This window comes from Nitrosopumilus sp., from assembly GCF_025699125.1.
In the GTDB taxonomy this organism is placed as follows: domain Archaea; phylum Thermoproteota; class Nitrososphaeria; order Nitrososphaerales; family Nitrosopumilaceae; genus Nitrosopumilus.
On record NZ_JAILWC010000003.1, the window covers coordinates 272,752 to 294,711 of the forward strand.

Here is a 21,960-nt window from a genome sequence, read left to right on the forward strand (position 1 = left end):
CAATTAATTAAAATGAAATTTCAAATTCTATTTTCTGTTTTGATTGTTTTACTAATTGTAAACACTCCAAATTCATTTTCAGAACTGGAATTATTTACAAACAGCAAAGTGTACTCTCCTGCACATACCCTACAAGTTTATGGAAAAGGGTTGCCTGAAGAAAATTTGATTATACGAATTTTTGCCCCTGATGAATCCATTGCAAAATTTGATCAGATAACTACTAAACCAGACGGCTCTTTCAATTACGGTTTGATGACTTGGCCTCAACCATCCACAAATCTTCCCTTTGGGACATATGCTGTGGAAGTGATTAGTACTCAGCAAAACGGCATCTCGCAAAAGATTGATGTAAAATTTTCAGCTACAACAGACCTGGTTGACGTACCTGTCGAAAGAATTGTAAATACACTGGTCTTTGCTCCTGAAACTGCGGCAATAAACAATCCAATTCGAGTATTTGTGCAAACTACCAGTGATGGTTTGTTAATTGGAAATGAACCTGCAGAATTATTGGGAACCACCCATGTTCATCTGCCTTCTGGAATTTCCATCCCTCTATCAAATTCATTTAAGACTCTTCATCAGGGATTGTACTATGTTGATTATATTCCCAGAGAAGAAGGAACACATGTGTTTCACGTGGTTGCTTTTACTCAAGGAACCACATCTCATGGCTCTGCTGCAACTAATGTCCTAAGTCAAGATCTTGGTGGAATTTCAGAGCAAATAATTAAACTAAATTCAATTTTGGATGAGACATCAGAAGAACTTGATGTTCTCAAATCTGAAATAGCAGGATTTGATACAACATTAAAACGCGCAAGTGTTCAAATTGATGAAAACATTGGAACAATTACAGAATCCGTGAAATCTATCACTGAGGCTTCCTCCCAACTCAATGCACTAATGTTGCCAATTATTGCATCAATTGGATTAATTGTTGCACTGCAAGTAGCAATTCTTACCAGACGAAGATAGTTATAATAATGCAAGAAAACCAATTTAACTGGATGCCCAAAGCGGCCATTTTCTTTTCAATAATTCTGCTTTCATCTGTATTGGCAAACTCGTATGCGACAACTGGTGATTTAATTTTAGATGATCATTCAGTTACACCCGTTTTTGATTCTGAAATATTTGATATGGATTACACTTTTTTTAAAGAAAATGATTTTAAGAGATATCTGATTTTTGGAACAGACACACAAGATCTTGATTTTTTAAAAAACAATTCATTGTATGGAATACGATCTGATGCTGGTTTTTTTTACGTCTCTGTTCTTTCTGAAAAATCTGTCTCTAATCTTGTAGCACAAGGTTACCATGTCATTGAGGATTCCAAATTGGATTTTCATTCAACTGATGATGTAATTTCCGATTCTTCAAGAATTGGTAAGATAACAGGATCAAGTGATGCTAAAAAAAAATATGATGCCTCAGGTAATGGAACAATAATAGCCATTGTAGATACTGGGGTTGATTTTTCAAATCCTGACATTCAGCATTCACTTGCACGAGATAAAATCAATCATCCAATAATGCTTGATCCTGATGGACAAGGAATTGTTCTGACAAATGCTACTTTCTTTGCCTATATTGATGAGAATGAAATTATCAGAAATTACAGCAAACCCCTTCCGCCAGACATGACTTCATCTGTATACGTCAATAAAGATGGAGTTTTCCTTGACGTGTCTCAGGGAGGTAAGGGAAGTAAGATTCCAATTTACAATTCATTTTTTCCACAACTTGGTACCTCGCCAATTTTTGATGGAATACTTGACAAAGACATGAAGATTGGAGAAAATAATAGAAACTACATAAAATCAAAAAGTGGAATCTATCATCTTGGTGTAATCTATCAGGGAGCAACACAAGGACCACTAGCCAGAATACAAGTTGTGCCGGTTCTTGTAGTTGATTCGTTTATTCCTGGAGTTTATGATACTATAATTCCAGATATGAGTACCTCTTGGAAAGACTACACTAGATTTGATCTAAAGCAAGGCCAAACACCAAAATATGATTTTGATTTCACTGATGAAAAACCAATTGTATTGGGCAGTGGTAAAGAGTTTCTAGTATTTGATTCAAACAATGATGGAAAAAATGATTACAGTGCAGGAACATTTGGTGCACAAGTTCTTGATGTTTATGGTGTGATTAGAAATAATGTGACTGACATTGATGATTCATTACAAGCAATAAATGGAACATTACTTCCAGCATTGGATTCAGATGGAAACTTTTTTGGTATAATGAGTGATTTTATGGGTCATGGAACATCAAGTGCAGCTTCCATCACATCACGAGGTCAGGAAATTTATGACATTTACAACAATACAGAAAAACATTCCATTATTGGCGTTGCACCTGATGCAAAGATTGTACCGGTAAAGGCACTCTGGTTTGGTGATACAGTTTATGGTTGGTTGTGGTCTGCAGGGTTTGAAAACAAAGATCACAATTGGAAATTCTCAGGTGAGCCCAAAGTTGATATCATTTCTAATAGCTGGGGCGTTTCAACTTTCCCTTCTTTTAACGCATCTCCGGGAATGGATGTGCTGTCATTGATTCTAAGTGTACTTGTGACTCCACACTCTTTAGATGATGATTATCCCGGAATAACAATAGTTTCAAGCGCAGGAAATTCCGGACATGGATACGGGACAATTGGATTGCCAAATGCATCGCCTTTTGGAATTTCAGTAGGTGCTACAACTAACAATGTCTTTGTAGGGTATGGTCCGTTCAAAGACCAGCCCAGATTTGGAAACTCTACTATTTATCATGATGATGTTGTAGATTTTTCAAGCAGAGGCCCGGGCTCCATTGGTGATCCAAAACCTGACATCATGAGCATTGGTGCGCACGGTTTTACACCATCAAATGTTTTGAAAATTAAAAAAGACTCCAAGGAAGAATCTTTCTCATTATTTGGAGGTACCAGCATGGCAGCTCCCCTAGTTTCTGGAAGCGCTGCGATATTGATGGAGGAAATGAGAAAACAATCTCAAGACTATGATCCATTTCTGATTAAAAACATCCTAATGTCTACTGCAACAGATCTTCAAAACGATCCATTCACTCAAGGTTCAGGCCTGGTAAATGTTGAAGCTGCATTGAATTATGTTCATGGTGATGACGGAGTATTCATCGTGTATAATGATAAATCATATGATAATATCAAAAAAATTCTTGAACCTGCAATTGGAAATATCAATTCAACTAAGATAGGATTTGATCAGTTTCAACTTTCTTCGTCATCTCTTCCTATGACTAGCTGGTTTGGAGGTCAATTAAATCCCGGAGATAGAAGTACTGCCACTTTTACAATTAATAATCCAACTGATGAAGAACTCTCAATTAATGTAAAATCTCAAACACTATCTCTTATTACAAAAAATCAATATGATGGAAAGACTGTTGTACGACAACAAGATTCCATCTTAAATAAAACTGATGCATTCATTCCAAACTATGTCAAACTGTCTGATGTTACTAATCATGAAAAGATTGGAGATTTCTTTGATGATCAAAATCCAATTCCAGACGAATCTACATTAATGATAGTCAATGTGAATTTTCCATTTGCAGACTTTATGAATAACACATCTGATGTATACGCTGATGATCTCAAAATCTCTTCATTATACCTTTATGATTGGCTTGATAACAATAACGACACAAAAATTACAAGCAATGAATTATCCATGGTAAATAGAGCTGGTTCATGGGGAACAGTTCAAGAGTTAAGAGTTTCAGAACCTAATGAAAAGTTTGAAGGAATACCACTAGTAGGAGTTTATCCAGTTCCAACAAAATATTCTTACTGGCTAGGTGATACAAAACAAAATTCGACTTCTATGGATTATACCATCTCTGCAAGTTATTATCAAAAAGAAAAATGGTCCATGCTCTGGCCTGAATCTGAAACAATTACTGTTCCTGCCAAAGACACTGGTACAATTAATGTTACATTAGTTACTCCAAATGATTTGCAGACAGGAGCCTATCAAGGATTCTTAACTTTTGAAAGTGACAAACACACAGTTAATGCTCCCGTGTCTTTTGTAATTAAACAGCCAGTAACTGAAAATGATACAACAATACTGATTCAAGGAAAACAAAGTGACGATGTTATTTATGGAAACGGATACACAAAGGGTGCATTTGACATGGTTAATCGATACATGGCAGGAGACTGGAGACAATATTATTTTGATATTCAAAATGAATCAATTAATTCTGGAGCAATTGAACTTTCGTGGACTAGTGATGACACAAATCTTGCAGTATTTGTGATGGATCCGCAAGGAAAAATAATTCAAACCAATGTTCCTTCTGGTGTGTTTGGTCATTTTCTTAAATGGCCTTCACTTGATTGGCTGGGCAATTCTCTATTCAGTCAAGGCGGTGGTTTTTTTCCAGTAAAAAACAAAGATGAGACTTCAACTGTTCTTTTCATCCCAATTAATCAAACAGGTACCTACACACTTTTGACACATTCGACCTTGTTTGGTGGAAATTCTACAACTGAACCAATTACACTTGCAGCTAAATTTACAAACATTTCTTCTGAGATGTTACCACTAAATCCGCAAATTGATATTGAATCTGAATTAGTTTCTGAAAAAGAGGATATTTCTATGCCCTCTCAAAACATTTCCAAAAGTACAATTGATGATAAACCAAACATACAGCCAGAATCTGATTCATCTTTTAGTACAGGAATTGCAATTGGTGTTGGCATTGGTGTTGCGATCGGAATACTGTTTATTTTTATCATTAGACAAAAACCTCCCAAATAATTGAACAAGGTTTATAAGCAATTTGGCGAGTACGTCAGCTTGAATGTCAGAACTGGGGACAAAAAAGTCTGACGGATTATCCCGAAGAGACTTTCTAAAGTTGATGGGTGCCGCAGGAACTGGACTAGCATTTGCTCCATTTGTCCCATTTGGCAATTTCATGCCAAATCCAAATCAGGCATCCCTTGAAAAAGTACCCGTAATTTTACCTGATGGCACTCAGGCAAATATCAATTCATATCCAATTAATCACGCAGAAGTAATCACATATCCATCAACTGGTGATGCAGCACTTGATGCTGAAGCATTTCGTAAATGGCAATTCATCAGACTTCCTGAAGAGTTAGGTGGAGGAAAAAAAGATCCGTCATCTCTTCGAGCATATAGTATGATATGTCTGCATCTTTGGTGCTTGTGGAAATATTGGCCAGATGACGGCAGAAAGAGAGGTGAATGTCCCTGCCATGGAAGTATGTATGATCCAGTAACTGGAACAGCTTTTGTTGGTCCGGCATCAGTGCAAGCTGCACCATCAAACACATTGCCTCAATTGACTCTTGAGATAGATTCTGATGGATTTGTATTTATTTTACCACCAAAGTTTAATGCAAATGATAATGGAGTAATTGGATATGGCCGCTTCGCTTGAAAGAAGAACCGGAGCTGTTGGCTTCTTTTACTGGCTTTGGGATGGCGTAGACAGAACCATCTTTACTGCAATCAAGTTTTCATTTCCTGCAAGATTTGTAAGTCCTTTTGGATTTTTGGGAATGCTAACGTTTACTGTGTTTATCATACTTGGAGTTTCAGGAGCTCTTCTCATGTTTTACTATCAACCGATATTGGATAGGGCGTGGGATAGTGTCCAATTCATTAATGACGAAGTTCCGTTTGGTTTTCACATAAGAAATATTCACTATCATGGTTCCAATGCAATGGTTCTCTTGGCTGTACTTCACATGTATTACCAATACTTTAGTGGAAGATACAAAATCAGAAATGAAGTTCTGTGGATGACAGGAGTCATTCTTGGAGTTGTGACAATTCTTGAAGCATTTACTGGGTATGATGTTATTTTCAGTGAAAGAGCAGAACTTGCAATTAGTATTGCAGCGTCTCTGACAACTTCTATTCCTATTGCAGGGCCGACGATTCGTGATGCTGCGTTAGGCAGTGGCTTCTCAGACTTTGTATTGAGATTCTATGCTCAACATGTGTTCTTGTTGCCAATTGTAATGCTTGGACTGATGGCAGTCCACTTTCCAAGATTTTTGGTCTTTGATGTACCAATGGTAATGGCAATAGGTGGCGCAATTCTCATCACCGGAGGTGTCTTCCCAATTGATATGGGATTCAAGTTTGAACCAACTGTACCGCCAGGTGTAACTGTACCTGAATGGTATCTGACGGGAATTTACGCATTCATGAGAACACAGTATGACAAATTTGTTACGGGATTGCTGTGGCCTTTACTATTCATCATATCGCTGGTATTGATACCATTCATCGATAGATACAAGAAATTCTCATGGAGAGACAGACCACTCATCACTGCATTTGGCATTACCAGCCTTGCCCAAATTATGGTTACAACGTATTGGGGATTCTACATTTCTCCTGACATATCAATTCCGCTAGTAGAACGATTGGTAATTGATCCAATATTCTTCTATTCTACAATGATCTTGATGGTGCCACTAAGCTTTGGATTCACGTACATGATGATAAAACTTGCAAATGAAGCTGAGAGAAAATCAAAACTTGCAAAAAGTACAGGACCCAAGAAAGTGGCAACAATCAATCTTTCTGAAAAATGGATTAACTGGTTACTTGTTGCACTATTGGCATTCCAAGTATTCCTAAACATTGCAGCATACAATGCTGCATTAATTGGAATGAAGAACATTTCATTATTCTTTGTTGGAATTATTCTGTTGGTGTTTGCAGCATTCTTCCATATCTACAGATATGCACTAAGTCAAGAAAAGAGTGCACCTCCACCCCCACCTACTCCAGTACAGGATGAAAAACCAAAACTAGCAGAACCAGTATCTGTAGAGCAAAGTAAACTACCAAAAGGTGATTCTTTACCTGAAGGAAAACCCGAACCAAAAGAGTTAGCACCTGAGGTTCCAACACCCAAAACTCAGGCAGATTTAGGAGTTGGCGCAGATAACAATCTAAATGTTGGTTCTGGAGATCTTAACAAACCATGATCTCGAAAATTCTAAAGAAACTTTATAAGAACTTTGGAGACGTAAAAAAATTATGAGTGCTACATCAAGTCATGCGTATGGAATTGGATTAATTGCATTAATTATTGGCATGTCTGCAACTGTAGTCTTTTACACTTCATTTTATCTTCCAGAATCATTGGCAAAACCATCAGTTGATGAACACATCTTACATCCTGAAAAAGTATTGTTGATTGAAATAGTTCCAGGTGCAGTAATTGAGGGCAATGAAAACTATGTTCCAAACAAGGCCGAAGTATTATTGACAATCAATAATCATGTGACTTGGCAAAACAATGATGATACTGCACATACAGTTACTCCTGATCACAGACATTCAGATGGTTACAGCGGAGACTTTGGCTCCACAGGTGTTCTCAAACCAGGTGACACATATGAATTCCTATTCACTGAGCCTCAAGAGGTTCATTATCACTGTCAACCACATCCATGGATGACTGGTTCCATTACTGTAGAAGTAAGTAGATTCTAGATAGAATATTTCGCAAAAATTATCTGGCTCTCAATTTCTTTGTGCTGCTCAATAATTGACGCTCTGAATTTTACTTCATGCTCTTGTTTTGGCTCGAATTTAATCAATGCAGTAAACTCTGCTTTGTTTTCAGGCATCACGTCTTTGTTGATAAATAACCTTGAAACGTTTTGTGAAATATTTTTTCCATTGTATGATTTGTAAACAATGTGTTCATTTGAATCCAAAATCTGCGTATTGATTACAACTCCGTCATATCTTCCAGGATATGAAACTAAAACTGTCCCTTTGATTTCTGAATCTGGATGAATCTTAGTTGAATTAATCTTGAATTCTATGTCTTTCACAAATCATCACACGTGAATAATAATAAATAATTTTGTAAGCGGGCCCAAAGGGCTTCGATCCCTTGGCGTCTGGATTAGAAGTCCAGCACTCTATCCATGCTGAGTTATGAGCCCAAAAACCTGACAATTAATACCATTTTAAGGGTTTATCCAAACAGACTGATTGGTTGAATTCTAGTGGATTGCTCCCAATCAGTTGATGGTAAAACAATACTATAACATAATTGAGAACTTTGATGCGAAAAAAAGATTATCTCTGGCCACATGAGTTTGCAAATTATCAAGCAGCAGAGATGCTCTTGTAGATGCATTTACAAATTACAATTATTTCCAGGATTCATTCATCTTTGGGATATGATACACCAGATGAGTTTACAAAGTCATGGGAGATGAAACATAAATGAAAGTAATTTTATGTAAAAATATACAAAAAGTGGTACTGAAAACAGCGGTCCACTCCAATGAACAAATTATATCATAATAACCAGATGTTGTATAGTATATACAAAAACAAAAGACAGAATGATGAGCTACAAATTTCGTCTGTATCCTACAAAGACACAAGAATTAAGACTGACTAATGCAATAGATTCATGTAGAATACTATACAATGATTTTATTTTTGAATCTCATCTTGCATACAAGGAAGGTTATAAGATAAACTTTGATGAACTGCAAAGGATGATTCCATATATGATTCCAAAAGACAAAGTGTACAGCAAAGTAGCTCAGATGGTTTTATGGCAGTTTTACAATAATCTTAAAATATTATCTTCTTTATCCAAGAAAGGTAAGCGAATAGGAAAGTTAAGATTCAAGCCAAAATCAAGATACAATAGTATCAACTACAATCAATCTGGATTCAAACTTTTACAGGATACTATCAAATTCTCCAAGATTGGAAAAATTAAATGTGTTTTTCATAGAAAGATAGAAGGTAAGATAAAAGAGATTCATGTGAAAAAGGAGATCGCAGGAGCATGGCACGCAATAGTTGTTTGTGAGAATGAATACAAAAAATCATGTTCTTTACTGAGAAAGAAAATAATAGGACTAGATGTTGGCATAAACAACTATTGCTATGATTCTGATGGTCATGTGATAGCACATCCACAAATTCTGAGAAAATCTGAAGAAAAACTAAAACGATCTCAAAGAAAAATGTCTAAAAAAGTAAAAGGATCTTCTAACACATGGAAAGAAAAACTAAGACTATCTAAAATACATCAAAAAATAAAATTTCAACGAAATGATTTTCTACACAAAGTATCAAGATATTATGTTGATAACTATGATACAATATTTGTAGAAGAACTAAAAATACAAAACATGATGAAAAATCATCATATATCTAAATCTATATCTGATTCTTCTTGGAATTCATTTTTCCAAAAACTAGAATACAAAGCTGCAAAAGCTGGTATTTTATTTGCAAAAGTAAAACCACATGGAACCAGCCAAAGTTGTTCTAACTGTGGTATAATTGTGAAAAAGACTTTGGCAATCAGAACACATCACTGTCAATGCTGTGGTCTTTTACTTGATAGAGACTATAATGCATCTCTGAATATAAAACAAAGAGGAATAGACAGTCTACCTATGGGATGTAGGGAAGTTACGCCTTTGGAGAGCTCACCTCTAACTGTAAGCATGTATGCTCATAGTCATGCGAACTCAATGAACAAGGAATCTTGTGACTATAGTCATAAGTAATTCACGGGTTTACAGCCACTTCTTTTGGTAATTTTCTCTTTCCATCTTAAAGAGAAATTGCTGTGAATAACCTGCGAAAGGTCCAAAGTGATTAACAATCTTTTCATGTAAAGTATCATATTGTTTTTCAGTTACAGTTTTTGTGTCTAGCTGAAATTTATCAAAATAGTATTTTTCTAAAATTCGAATCATCCACCTGTCTAATGGAAACGCTTCTAATTTTTCTAATGAAAACAGCATTACACAATCTGCAACTTTGTTTCCAACTCCAGGAATTGTACAAATGCTTTGTTTGCATTCTTCATATTTGCATTTTTTCAATAATTCCAAATCAATTTTTTCTAAAAGTACCATCCTTGCTGCTTCTTTGATGAATTTGTCTCTATACCCAACACCGCAACTTTTAATTTCATTTATTGGTGCTTTGGCAAGCTTCTCCGGTTTGGGAAATAAAAAAAACTCTTGATCTTCATATTCTACTTTTGTTCCAAATTTTTTTGATAAATTTTCTAAACTAGTTTTGATTTTTTGTATGTTGGAGTTTGATGATACAATAAATGATATTAAACATTGAAATGGATCTTGTCTGAGGATTCTTAAACCCTGGTATTTTTTTACAGCATTTTTGACCGTCTTGTCTTTTGAAATTGATCTTATGATGCTCTCTGAATCGTCTTTTTCTCTAAAGAAATCTGTTCCTGAATTCTGAAAGGAATCAATTATTCCTTTTTCATCCACACGAAGAACATCTTGGCCGTTTACTCCGTACCAATAATTTTCATTTTTTTTCCAAAGAAACACTTGACCGCTATTAATTGAATTTTCTACATTTATTGTGCTGTATTTTTGCATCTTAGACGGTAATTTCTTCATTAACTGCAGGTGAAAATGCCTCTAATCCAAATTTCTCATGGATCTCCTGTGCGAAAATATCACATGATTCAGAATCTCCATGAACGGTCAACACTTTGGGATTGCCCTTTATTTTTTTGATCATGTCAAACAGTTCTTTTCTATCTGCATGTCCTGAAAATTCAAACTGCTTTACTTCTGCCTCGACGTTTAGATCTTTTCCTCTGGTTGAAACCTTTCCTGTTTCTAGTAATTTTCTTCCTGGTGTGCCCTCTCCCTGGTATGACACAAGAGCTATTCCATTTTTGCTATCAAAAGAAAGTTGTTGCAAATAGTATACTGCATTTCCGCCAACTAACATCCCTGCTGGTGATATTACAACACATGGTTCTTCCATTGCACGTTTTCTATCTGCATGTTCGGTAATTGCAGTTGCACTCTTTATTGCATCAGAAAATATTTTTGGATCTCTGAGATATTCTGGATATCTAAACATTATTTCATTTACCTTCAATGCCATTCCATCCATTATGATTTTGTGTTTAAAATTCGAACTTCGTAAAACACATGCAATCTCTTGTGAACGCTCAACTGAGAATGATGGGATGAATAATATTCCTTTTCTATCCATTACCTCATTTGCAAATTCTATTAGTTCGGATTCTGATTCTTTTCTTGGCTTTTGTTCTGTTTTTGCATACGTACTCTCAGTAATCAACATGTCAATTTCCCCAATGTCTAAATCCATCTCTCGAAGCATTCTTGAACCATGAGTCTTGATATCTCCCGTGTAGAAGAGTCGTTTTTTCTCTGATTCTACTAAAACTGTACTTCCACCAATCACATGACCTGATTCTCTTAACTCAAAAGTTGCATTACCTTTGGTAATTTTTTGCTTAAATCCAATCTCTTTTGCATTTTTCATCATGTTGTTTACTTCGGGCAGGTCAAACGGATGTGAATTTTTTTCAATTTTTAGCATATCTTCAATTAATAATTTTGATAAATCAAATGTTGGGGGTGTGGCATAGACATCTGTATTCCCACTCACAAACAGTGATGGGACATTTCCTGAATGATCTAAATGAGCATGAGAGATAATTATTGCATCCAAATCTTTTGGTTTGACATGAAGCGGATATTGTGGAGGCGTCCCCCTTCTGCCAAACAATACCCCATAATCCAGCAATAGATTTGTTCCATTACAATTTACTAAAAATCCCGATCTGCCAACTTCGTTTGCGGCTCCTAAAACTTTAACATTCAAGAATTATGATGATTTTTTATCGACGTTAAAACCTTCTTAGAGTGCATCCGATCATTATGCTTGTAATGGAATCTACACAAGCTTTAATTAGTGTAAGCTAAGATCCGATCCTCATGGGAAGAAGCTTCCAAGAATGGTTAGGACAACAAGATCAAGCCGTCGTCGCTAAAACACGTGCTGGTGACGAAGCAAACAAACCACTCCTAAACCAAATTAACTGGATTTGGGTAAACAATCTGATGAATCAGAAAGCAGACCTTAATCCTTCTTCAGCTGAACTACTTGACTGGGTTACTTCTGGTCAAATAGATGCAATGAGAAAATAAACGTGCAAAACACGTTATCTTTTTGTTTTTTAAATTTTTCAATCTAAATTCTACGCACATGTTTTGATTCGATCTTTTTCATAACAGAGTTATGATTTTCGATCATGGTTTAAATAGTGACCAAGCGGTATTAATTTTGTAATGCCAATAGCAATACTTCCAGACATTGATGAACAAAGATGTATCGGATGTGCACTATGTGTAGAAATCTGTACAACTCTTGGTCCTGATGTCCTTAGAGTAAAACCTGTTGAAGGCTGGAAGAGAGGTAAAGCATTTGTATTTTATCCAGAAAGATGTATTTCTGATGGTGCATGCATCGGTGTATGCCCAACAAAATCAATCTTTTGGATGAGACCAATGAATTACACTGCTGGACAACCAGTACCTCTTCACAAAAACGGTATCTTCATCAAAGGTTGGGCAGAAGACGCAGCACTATAAGCTGAATCTTTTAGCACATTCTTTTTTCTTATTTTTAATCAAACAATTGATTTTCTTTTGATCTCTTTTGGAAGAATTTTTACAAAATGTTTTAGAAACTCATCATGCTTGTCATAATGTATTTCTAAAAACTTGTTGTTTGAAAAAAAATCATTCCATGTTTTTTCAAATGTGGGAAATTCTTTTGGTTCAAAATTAATTCTAACTGTTTCATGATGTGCTGCAGGAAATATGTCTGAAATTTCTATTGGAATTAATCCCAAAATAGAATTGTATTGGCATATTTGCATAGAGTCAAAATCTTTGAATTTTCTTTTCAGTCCAGCATATTGATTAGACAAATAACCTGGTTTTGTACTGGATTCTTTTGTGATTAGTAATTTCTTTTTCTTTGATTTGAATTTCCTAACTATACTGTGATATGACTGAACTTCTGGACGATATTGATCTTCTTTAGAGTATAGGAAAATAGCTTTTTCTTTGAATTTTGGTGTACTCAAACCAAGAAACTCATAATTTTCAGTCATTACCTCAATCATTTCAAATAACTTGGGATGGGCTCTTGCTTTTTTTATAACATATTCCCATAATCGTCCCTCATGAATTGCTTGTTTTACTTTGTCAACTTCGAGCTTAATGGCATATAGGTTGTGAATTGCCAATTCGTTTATCCTGTCAACTTCATCCAGATTTCTTAATTCTTCAGGTGAGTATTTTGAGCATATTTCACAATTGCACGGAAATACCGTAATATCTGACAAGTACCTAGTTCCATCATCTGTGATGTATCTTGATTGCTTAGCATAAAGCATGTATGATGCCGAATCAAACGTGTCGCATCCCAAAGCTATGGCAAATGGTATTGTTAGCGGATGTCCTGCGCCAAAAAGATGTAATGGGATTGAATGCGGCATCTGTTTTTTTGCAGCAACTATCATTTGTGCTAATAATCTATATTCATAGGACTCCATGAACTCCACTGGACTTCCCAAAGCTAACATTTGAAAACCGATTTTGACTAGACTCTTTGTGGACTTTGCAACAAGATCAAAATGTTCGCCACCTTGGATGGGTCCGATCCAAATTTGACCGTTATCTTCACTGTTCTCAAGTGTTTGTTTTGAAACCTCAAGAGTATGCTTGACATATGCTTCTGCTTTTTTTATTGGCATTCCAAATCCGGTTGGCTTGTCAAGTGGAATTGCAAAATCAGTTAAGATTCCTTTTTCAAAATCTGCCATTTCTGGTGGTGATACTTTGACATCACCATATTCTAAAACCTGGTATCCTCCAGAGTCTGTCATGATTGCACCGTCAAAATCTATAACTTTGTGAATTCCCTTTTTTATTGCATCATCACCATAATTATTTCTAGTAATGTATGCATTTGTAATGACCAAATCAAAACCTATGTCTCTGATCTTTTTTGACGGGATTGTTTGTTTTACTGGGTGAATAACTGGAACATATGCTGGAGTCTCAATTTTACCATGATTTGTATAAAGAGTTCCGATTCTTCCAGCCAAATCCGTTTTAGATATCTCAAACAAGTAATTTCACAATCTATAAGGCGTTATTTAATCAATCAGCAAAAAATTTTTGCAAATCATTATTTTTTGTAACTAGATCAAGCCAATCTACTTTTTCATCTCCTTCATTGCTTGACATCATAACCCTCACTTTCTCTATTGCTTCTTGGATGGTTTTACCAGTAATGTCTATCTGAATTGTTTTTTCTTCAAATTTACTAATTGCATCATGCGAAATAATCCCTAGTATCTCACTCCCTGTATTTTCTCTGATTTTCTCATCAGAATATCCTCTTTCTTTGTAGACTTTGATCAAGTCGTAGGGACTCCTTCTTAAAATAATCATTTTCTTTACTTGATTTTTTTCTAACACATATGGTGCTAAATGTCCTATGATCAGATTATTTTCAGAAATTTTTTCAGCAATAATTTTCTCTAGTCTTTCAGTATCTACATCATTTGTATCCTGATTTTCTTCAAACAATCCTGCATCTTTTGCAATTTTGTTAATATCAAATATGACTAACCCTAATCTCTGAGCAATTTTTTCAGCAACGGTGTGTTTTCCGACCCCTGGATTTCCAGTAATTACTATTGACATGATATAAAATCTAACGAACTAGATTAAACGATTTCTGCAATACTAATAAGTAGAATTGAGTTTTTGACAATATTGCAAATCGGTTTACTAGGCAAAGCAAATGTGGGAAAGTCAACATTTTTCTCAGCTGCAACTGAGACTCCAGTTCCATCAGGCAATTTTCCTTTTACGACAATTGAGCCAAACGTTGGTGTGGCATATGTCAAGGCAGACTGTGCGTGCAAACATTTTGAAATTAAGCATGAAAATGAATTTTGTGTTAATGGAATTCGTTTCGTTCCAGTAAAACTCATTGATGTAGCTGGACTAGTCCCAGGAGCACATGAAGGAAAAGGATTGGGAAATCAGTTTCTTGATGATGCAAGGCAAGCTGAAGTTTTGATTCATGTAGTTGACATTGCAGGAACTACTGATATTCAGGGACAGCCAGTTCCAGCTGGAACTCATGATCCTTTGGAAGATATAGCATTTGTTCAAGATGAGTTTGATCAATGGTTTGCAGATATTCTTAGACGAGAATGGGATAAGATTACACGTGAAATAGATCAAAAGCGAGCAAAACTTGTTGATGGAATTGCAAAGCGATTTAGTGGTTTAGGCATCAAAGATTTTCAAGTCCAAGAAGTATTGCAAAAACTTGGATTTATGGCCAAAAATCCAAAAGAATGGAACGACTCTGATATCCAAAATTTTGCCAAAGAACTAAGAAAAAATACAAAGCCCATGATAATTGCTGCAAATAAAGCTGATCTATGTAAGGATCTTGGAGTTCTTGAAAAAATCTCTGATTGTGTGATTCCATGTAGTGCAGAAACCGAATTATTATTGAGAAAAGCATCAAAAGCTGGAATTGTAAATTATTTTCCAGGCGATGCAAATTTTACAATTGCACATGGAAAAGAAATTCCACTACCACAACAAAAAGCACTTGATCTAGTGAAATCTGTCTTTTCTAAAATACCCTCAACAGGAATTCAAAAAATTCTAAACACTGCCGTTTTTGATTTATTAAAATTCATAGTCGTTTATCCTGTTGAAGATGAAACCAAACTAACTAACAAAGATGGTATAATTCTACCTGATGCAAAGTTACTCCCACTTGATTCTACTGCAAAAGATTTAGCAAGTTTAATTCATGCCGATATTGCAAAGGGGTTCTTGCATGCAATTGATTGTAAAACCAAGCAAAGGATTAGCGGTGATCAGAAACTAAAAAATGGCGATGTGATCAAAATCGTTTCTACATTGAGTCGTGGGTAATATGCTGGGTTTGGGTATAGAAAGCACAGCTCATACATTTTCTTGTGCAATAATTGAAAAAAATGGGAAAAAAGGAAAAATCCTTTCAGATATTAGAAAAATTTATCGTCCTGCAGAAGGAGAAGGAATTCATCCACGTGAAGCATCACGTCACCACATTGAAAACAGCTCTTTAGTATTATCTGAATGTCTAAAAGAAGCAAACACATCAATCAAAGAATTAGATATTGTGTCATACGCTGCAGGGCCTGGATTGGGACCGTGCTTACGTGTAGGTGCAGTGGTAGCAAGATCTTTGTCATCTTTTTACAAAATTCCGATATACCCTGTTAATCATGCAATTGGTCACATTGAATTAGGAAAATTACTTACTGGTGCAACAAATCCTTTGGTACTTTTAGTTTCTGGAGGTCATACAATGCTTTTGGCATTTCTGAACAAACAATGGAGGGTTTTTGGTGAAACTCTGGATATAACACTAGGCCAATTACTTGATCAGTTTGGAAGATCAATAGGGTTTGCTTCTCCATGTGGAAAAAACATTGAAGAATTGGCATCTACATCTACAAACTATGTTACGTTACCTTACTCTGTAAAAGGAAACGATGTTTCTTTTTCTGGTCTGTTATCTGCAACTAAATCTGTAGCAAAAAAAAGTAAAACCGATGCATGCTACTCCCTTCAAGAAACTGCCTTTGCAATGATTAGTGAGGCTGTAGAACGCGCATTGTCATTTACACAGAAAAGGGAACTAATGATAGTAGGTGGCGTTGCAGCCAACAAAAGATTGTCTGAAATGCTTCAAGATGTTTGTAAACGCCACAATTGCAAATTCTTTGTAGTTCCCTTACGTTATGCAGGTGATTGTGGAAGTCAAATATGTTGGACCGGTCTCTTAGAATCTCAAGTCAAATCAGGCTCTTCTCTAAAAGATACTTTTGTTACACAATCTTGGAGACTAGATACAGTCAAAGTAAATTATTGATTTTTGTTTTCATCTATTTGTCTTTGAATACTCTTAGTCCAACCTTTTGTGTTAAACACTCCGAACTTGAAAGTCTGTTCGCCTTCTTTTGTCTTTGCTGTAAAGCACACTTTTTTCATTAACAATCCCTCTTTCCAAACTTTTATGATATCATCCAATTGAATGTCCATTACAGTTTCACCAAAATGTTTTGAAAAATCCATAATTCTTGCATTAGTTTTGTCAAATGCTAATCTTTTATTTGTTAAAGTTAGAATTCCTGCACCCAAATTATCCTCGCTACAATCCTCTTGTTTTATTCTATTTTCTCCTTTCTCCATGATTAATTTTTATTGAATTCATCTGGATATAACGTTAATGAAATTAATCAAAAAAGGTGCAGAGGCTGATATTTTTCAAACCCAATGGCAAAACAATAACGCAATTCTTAAAATTAGAAAAACAAAAAATTACAGAAATTCTTTACTTGATACAAAAATACGAAAACAAAGAACAATAAAAGAATCTCAAATGTTATCCGGCGCTAGAACTTTTGGAGTCCCTACACCACTAGTTTATTTTGTAAACTTGGAAAAATCATATATCATAATGCAAGAAATCCCTGGAACCCCTGTACATGATTTATCTGAATCTAAAATTATTAAATTATCCAAAGAAATTGGAAAACTGGTTGGAATCTTGCATAAAAATGGAATAATGCACGGTGATCTTACCACCTCGAACTTTATCTTCTTCAAAAAAACGATTTATGTGATTGATTTTGGATTGTCTCAAAATACAATAAAACCAGAAGATCATGCAGTTGATTTGAGGCTAATCAAAGAAATTCTTAACAGCGCGCATGCAAAAATCATGCAGTCTTCTTGGAAAAATTTCCTTCTTGGTTACAAGTCTATAGTTGGAAATGCCTACTATAACAAAATCGTTAAACTTGTTTCAGATATAGAAAGTCGTGGTAGATATGCAGAAGTCGTTTGATCTGTTTTTTGTTTCTTCAAATGACCACAAATATCTGGAAGCAAGAAAGATTCTACACGGATTTGGTATTGCACTTGGTTTTTTAAAATCTGATTTAGAAGAGATTCAATCAAATTCACTTGATGAAATTGCATCAAGAAAAGCAAAAAATGCATTTTCAAAATTCAAAAAACCTGTAATAATTGAAGATGATGGATTGTTCATTGATTCACTAAAAGGTTTCCCAGGACCTTATTCATCATATGTTTTCAAAACTATTGGTAATGATGGGATTCTTAATCTCTTGAAAAATAACAGAAAAGCAAAATTTGTTTCAATCATAACTTATTGTGATAAATCTGTTCTGCAATCCTTTGATGGAAAGCTGGATGGTACGATATCAAGCTCACAAAAAGGAAAAGGTTGGGGATACGATCCAGTGTTTATTCCAAAAAATTCAAAGAAGACATTTGCAGAAATGAATGACAAGAATAATTTTTCTCATAGATACAAGGCACTGAAAAAATTTTCTAATTGGTATTTGAATAAGCAGGAATAAAACGATCAATATATCGTTCATTATTTTGTAAAATTGAAATTCTTGAAACAATGCTTTCATCCATTACTGAAAATATCCTGCTTTGCTTTGCTATCTCCTCACTGAATTTTTTAACTTCTTCCATTTCTAACATGTTTGTATGTTCTAATCTGTTAGTGGAACGTCCAATGTGCATGTATGATTTTATTTCAATAAAGTGTGGACTAGCTTTTCTAAACATTTCAGCAAATGCAGGAATTGATTCTTTTTGGTCATTATAATTTCTGATTAATGTAATCCTTAAGACCGTTCTAGTGTTCAAATCTTTTAACATATTTAGGGTTCTGTTCCATCTTTCCCATGAATCGTCATATTTTGGCTTGTTTATTCTGATAAATGATTCATAATCTGCAGCATTAGTTGACAAATACAATTGAGTTGGTAGCGCATCTTCGTCTTGTAATTTTTGAATCATGTCTGGCTCTTGACCGTTTGTTACAAGAAAAATTGATTTTGTTGACTCTAAAGAATTAAGATATTTAATTAACTCAGGTAATTTTGGATACATTGTTGGTTCGCCAGACAACGAAATTGCATAATGACTTGGCAATAATGACTCATCTAATCTTTGTTTGTCATTTCTAGAATCTCCATAGTATCCATTGATCAATTTTTTTCTTTCAGCCATTAATTTTGTTAGAATTTCTTTTGGTTCTGCAACTTGTTCTGGTTCCATTTTCATTGAATCATAAAATTCCATTGGTCTCCAGCAATAGACACATCGATTCTCACAATGCATGCCAGCTGGTGAAAATTCCATACATCTGTGGGTTGAAATTCCATAAAACTTGTGTTTGTAACAACTTCCTTCATGCTTGAATGATTTTTTTGTCCAATGACAGAGCTCTACTGTAGAGTGATCAGCAACACCATACTTTGCTTTTTTTAATTGCTCAGATATTGCAGGCTTGATCTGAATTAATCGATCATCTTCTTCGATTATTTCTCCTGAGCAACTCATGTGTCCAAATTCTGTTTTGGTTTACTTAAATTGATCGAGTTTTTCACCAAGATAGAAATATTTTCTCAAAATTATTAAAAATCCAAGTCGATTCCAGAGTGAGGTTTAATTACTGGATCCTCTGGGTAATTTTAGGCATTGAAAAAAATACACATTTTACCGTTCCTATTGTTGCTTGTAACGACATTAACTAGTATGCCCATTAGCCCAGCTTTTGCTGATGATGACTTGGATAATGATGGAGTTGATGATTCTGTTGATGCTTGTCCAAATTTACAAGAAGATAATGAAGGTACAATAGATGGATGTCCCTCCAACTTTGTTCCATGGTATGATGAAGACTTTGATGGAATAGAAGATCACATTGATCAATGCCCTACTCTCAAAGAGCGTTACAATAAATTCCAAGATGAAGATGGTTGCCCTGATTTTTCCCCTGATGGAGGCAAAGGTGGATTGCCTGATTCTGATGGAGATAGTTTTACTGACTTGGTAGATAAATGTCCTAACCAACCTGAAACATTCAACGGTGTTTTAGATACAGACGGTTGTCCAGATACGTATGGTGCTGGTGACAGAGATAGGGATGGTGTTCCAGATAGTGCAGATGAATGTCCACTAGCTGCTGAGACTTACAATAGATTCCAGGACTTGGACGGTTGCCCTGATTCTGTTAATGATTTTACTTTTATTGATACTGACAATGATGGATTACAAGATAAAATTGATCTGTGTCCAACAGAACCCGAAGTGTATAATGGTTACAGAGACACAGACGGCTGTCCTGATGTTTTACTAGATACTTCATTTAGTGATAAAGATGGTGATGGAATTGCAGACAGATTTGATATTTGTCCTAACCAACCAGAAACTTTCAATAGGTTTGCTGATTATGACGGCTGTCCAGATTCATCTCCTTCATTTGATGGTACATTAAAGGATGCAGATGGTGATAGAATAATGGACATTAATGATGTATGTCCATTAGAACCAGAAAGGTACAACGGATTCCAAGATGATGACGGCTGTCCAGATGTTCCTCCTTATTCTAGTGATGTTGATTCAGACCTTGATGGAATTCCTAACAGTATTGATCAATGTCCACAAGTAAAAGAAACTTACAATAGATTCCAAGATCATGACGGCTGTCCTGATTATGTTGGTACTAGTAAAGATATGCCAGATACTGACGGTGATGGCATTAATGATTATTCAGATCTTTGTCCTAACCAACCAGAAACTTTCAATGGTATATTTGATAGAGACGGCTGTCCTGATACTGTCTCTACACAAGATAGAGACAGAGATGGCGTTCCAGATAGTCTAGATGAATGTCCAACCGCCAAAGAAATTTACAATGCATTCCAAGATGATGACGGCTGTCCTGACAGTGTCTCTGGATTATCTGCAATGGACTTTGATGGAGATGGAATTACTGACTTGAATGATAAATGTCCACTAGAACCAGAAACCGTTAATGGATATCATGACCTAGACGGCTGTCCTGATGTTGCAGTGTTAGATTCAGATGGAGACGGAATTAGAGATGATTTAGATCAATGTCCCACATCTTCTGAAACTTGGAATAGATACCAAGATCACGACGGCTGCCCTGATAATCCTTCAGAATCTGATTCAGACTTTGATGGAATACTAGATTCTGTAGATCAATGTCCTCTTGATAGAGAAAGATACAACGGATTCCAAGATGATGACGGCTGTCCTGATTATCCTGATTATATTACAAGTTTGGATTCTGATTATGATGGGATTGTTGATTCACAAGATCAATGCCCACTAGCTCCAGAAACTTACAATAAATTCCAAGACCTAGACGGCTGCCCTGATTCTGTGGCCGATAACAAGGGAATACCTGATACTGATAAAGATGGAATTAATGATTACAATGATCATTGTCCAAACCAACCAGAAACATATAACGGAATTCTTGATAGGGACGGCTGCCCTGACACCTATATTGGAAAGAATGATCGTGATCTAGACGGCATTCCAGATGCCATTGATGCATGTCCAACTGCCAAGGAAAATTACAATAAATTCCAAGATGATGACGGCTGTCCAGACACCGTATTCAAATCGTTTGTAATTGATACTGATAATGATGGAATTAATGATGTCAGTGATGATTGCCCACTTGTTGCTGAAAACTACAACGGATTCCAAGACGAAGACGGCTGCCCAGATGTTGATGACACTCAACCTGATTCAGATGGAGACGGTGTCCCAGATGTAATGGATTTGTGTCCAACACAAAATGAAGTTTGGAACAAATATGTTGATTATGACGGCTGTCCAGATACATTACCAACCGGAAATCTAAGAATAGATACTGATGGAGATGGAATCTATGATGATAATGATTTATGTCCAAATGACAAAGAATCTTGGAACAAGTATCTAGATGATGACGGCTGCCCAGATATTGTACCTGAACAATCAAGATACAAACATGATGCTGATCTGGATAATATTACAGATGATCTAGATTTCTGTCCTCTTGAGCCAGAAGATTATGACGGTGACACAGATTCTGATGGATGCCCTGACCCATAGGTGTT

Annotated in this window: 20 protein-coding genes and 1 tRNA gene; 13 read left to right on the plus strand and 8 right to left on the minus strand. The window is 35.6% G+C overall.

The genetic code is table 11. From position 1 onward, the window contains the following. Window positions 1-12: 12 nt before the first annotated feature. The 5 genes from K5783_RS09065 to K5783_RS09085 are packed head-to-tail and all read left to right on the plus strand — an operon-like array spanning window position 13 to window position 7,541. A complete protein-coding gene (locus tag K5783_RS09065; protein ID WP_297473851.1) occupies window positions 13-981 on the plus strand; it encodes a methyl-accepting chemotaxis protein in 969 nt (322 codons plus the stop codon). Between the two features lie 32 nt (window positions 982-1,013). Continuing rightward, complete coding sequence (locus K5783_RS09070) at window positions 1,014-4,814, plus strand: S8 family serine peptidase (protein WP_297473963.1); 3,801 nt, start codon at window positions 1,014-1,016, stop codon at window positions 4,812-4,814. 43 nt (window positions 4,815-4,857) lie between these two features. Next, entirely contained in the window at window positions 4,858-5,463 is a 606-nt protein-coding gene (locus K5783_RS09075; RefSeq protein WP_297473852.1) for a twin-arginine translocation signal domain-containing protein, read from the plus strand. Further along, window positions 5,447-7,030 carry a cytochrome b N-terminal domain-containing protein gene (locus K5783_RS09080; RefSeq protein ID WP_297473854.1) on the plus strand — a complete coding sequence of 528 codons (1,584 nt, stop codon included), beginning with the start codon at window positions 5,447-5,449 and terminating at the stop codon, window positions 7,028-7,030. The genes K5783_RS09075 and K5783_RS09080 overlap by 17 nt, the downstream gene beginning before the upstream one ends. A 52-nt stretch (window positions 7,031-7,082) precedes the next feature. Continuing rightward, window positions 7,083-7,541, plus strand: coding sequence for a plastocyanin/azurin family copper-binding protein (locus K5783_RS09085; RefSeq protein ID WP_297473857.1), 459 nt, complete (start codon window positions 7,083-7,085; stop codon window positions 7,539-7,541). Here the strand turns inward: K5783_RS09085 and K5783_RS09090 are convergent. Next, complete coding sequence (locus K5783_RS09090) at window positions 7,538-7,888, minus strand: hypothetical protein (RefSeq protein ID WP_297473858.1); 351 nt, start codon at window positions 7,886-7,888, stop codon at window positions 7,538-7,540. The genes K5783_RS09085 and K5783_RS09090 overlap by 4 nt on opposite strands. Window positions 7,889-7,927: 39 nt before the next feature. Continuing rightward, window positions 7,928-8,002 (minus strand) — tRNA-Arg (locus K5783_RS09095). Window positions 8,003-8,410: 408 nt separating this feature from the next. Between K5783_RS09095 and K5783_RS09100 the strand changes: the two genes are divergently transcribed. After that, window positions 8,411-9,601 (plus strand): RNA-guided endonuclease TnpB family protein, encoded by a 1,191-nt coding sequence (locus K5783_RS09100; protein ID WP_297473859.1) that lies wholly within the window; start codon window positions 8,411-8,413, stop codon window positions 9,599-9,601. Between the two features lie 9 nt (window positions 9,602-9,610). Here the strand turns inward: K5783_RS09100 and K5783_RS09105 are convergent, their stop codons facing one another. Both K5783_RS09105 and K5783_RS09110 read right to left on the minus strand, forming a co-directional pair. Continuing rightward, complete coding sequence (locus K5783_RS09105) at window positions 9,611-10,474, minus strand: DNA glycosylase (protein ID WP_297473860.1); 864 nt, start codon at window positions 10,472-10,474, stop codon at window positions 9,611-9,613. Then, the gene (locus tag K5783_RS09110; protein ID WP_297473861.1) at window positions 10,455-11,720 is read right to left on the minus strand and encodes an MBL fold metallo-hydrolase; all 1,266 of its coding nucleotides are present in this window, start codon (window positions 11,718-11,720) and stop codon (window positions 10,455-10,457) included. The genes K5783_RS09105 and K5783_RS09110 overlap by 20 nt, the downstream gene beginning before the upstream one ends. 113 nt (window positions 11,721-11,833) lie before the next feature. Between K5783_RS09110 and K5783_RS09115 the strand changes: the two genes are divergently transcribed. Beyond that, window positions 11,834-12,046 (plus strand): hypothetical protein, encoded by a 213-nt coding sequence (locus K5783_RS09115; protein WP_012215921.1) that lies wholly within the window; start codon window positions 11,834-11,836, stop codon window positions 12,044-12,046. A 141-nt stretch (window positions 12,047-12,187) separates the two neighbouring features. Beyond that, window positions 12,188-12,490 (plus strand): 4Fe-4S binding protein, encoded by a 303-nt coding sequence (locus tag K5783_RS09120; RefSeq protein ID WP_007403030.1) that lies wholly within the window; start codon window positions 12,188-12,190, stop codon window positions 12,488-12,490. 38 nt (window positions 12,491-12,528) lie between these two features. On the opposite strand, the gene tgtA is transcribed toward K5783_RS09120, so the two are convergent. Next, on the minus strand, window positions 12,529-14,040 hold the full coding sequence (gene tgtA, locus K5783_RS09125) for a tRNA guanosine(15) transglycosylase TgtA (RefSeq protein WP_297473862.1): 1,512 nt from the start codon (window positions 14,038-14,040) through the stop codon (window positions 12,529-12,531). A 31-nt stretch (window positions 14,041-14,071) separates the two neighbouring features. After that, on the minus strand, window positions 14,072-14,620 hold the full coding sequence (locus tag K5783_RS09130; RefSeq protein WP_297473864.1) for an AAA family ATPase: 549 nt from the start codon (window positions 14,618-14,620) through the stop codon (window positions 14,072-14,074). A 72-nt stretch (window positions 14,621-14,692) separates the two neighbouring features. On the opposite strand from K5783_RS09130, the gene K5783_RS09135 reads away from it, so the two are divergent. Then, window positions 14,693-15,880, plus strand: a complete 1,188-nt coding sequence (locus tag K5783_RS09135; protein ID WP_297473865.1) for a redox-regulated ATPase YchF — start codon at window positions 14,693-14,695, stop codon at window positions 15,878-15,880. Between the two features lies 1 nt (window position 15,881). Further along, window positions 15,882-16,865: a KEOPS complex N(6)-L-threonylcarbamoyladenine synthase Kae1 gene (gene kae1, locus K5783_RS09140; protein WP_297473867.1), complete on the plus strand. Its 984-nt coding sequence runs from the start codon at window positions 15,882-15,884 to the stop codon at window positions 16,863-16,865. On the opposite strand, the gene K5783_RS09145 is transcribed toward kae1, so the two are convergent. Continuing rightward, window positions 16,859-17,185 (minus strand): hypothetical protein, encoded by a 327-nt coding sequence (locus K5783_RS09145; protein WP_297473868.1) that lies wholly within the window; start codon window positions 17,183-17,185, stop codon window positions 16,859-16,861. The genes kae1 and K5783_RS09145 overlap by 7 nt on opposite strands. 37 nt (window positions 17,186-17,222) lie before the next feature. Between K5783_RS09145 and K5783_RS09150 the strand changes: the two genes are divergently transcribed. After that, window positions 17,223-17,843, plus strand: coding sequence for a KEOPS complex kinase/ATPase Bud32 (locus tag K5783_RS09150; protein ID WP_297473871.1), 621 nt, complete (start codon window positions 17,223-17,225; stop codon window positions 17,841-17,843). Continuing rightward, complete coding sequence (gene rdgB, locus K5783_RS09155; RefSeq protein ID WP_297473872.1) at window positions 17,827-18,381, plus strand: RdgB/HAM1 family non-canonical purine NTP pyrophosphatase; 555 nt, start codon at window positions 17,827-17,829, stop codon at window positions 18,379-18,381. Before K5783_RS09150 ends, rdgB begins: the two co-directional genes overlap by 17 nt. Here rdgB and twy1 read toward each other — a convergent pair. Next, window positions 18,353-19,381, minus strand: a complete 1,029-nt coding sequence (twy1, locus tag K5783_RS09160) for a 4-demethylwyosine synthase TYW1 (RefSeq protein ID WP_297473873.1) — start codon at window positions 19,379-19,381, stop codon at window positions 18,353-18,355. The genes rdgB and twy1 overlap by 29 nt on opposite strands. A 195-nt stretch (window positions 19,382-19,576) precedes the next feature. On the opposite strand from twy1, the gene K5783_RS09165 reads away from it, so the two are divergent. Beyond that, window positions 19,577-21,955, plus strand: a complete 2,379-nt coding sequence (locus tag K5783_RS09165) for a thrombospondin type 3 repeat-containing protein (RefSeq protein WP_297473874.1) — start codon at window positions 19,577-19,579, stop codon at window positions 21,953-21,955. Window positions 21,956-21,960: the final 5 nt, after the last annotated feature.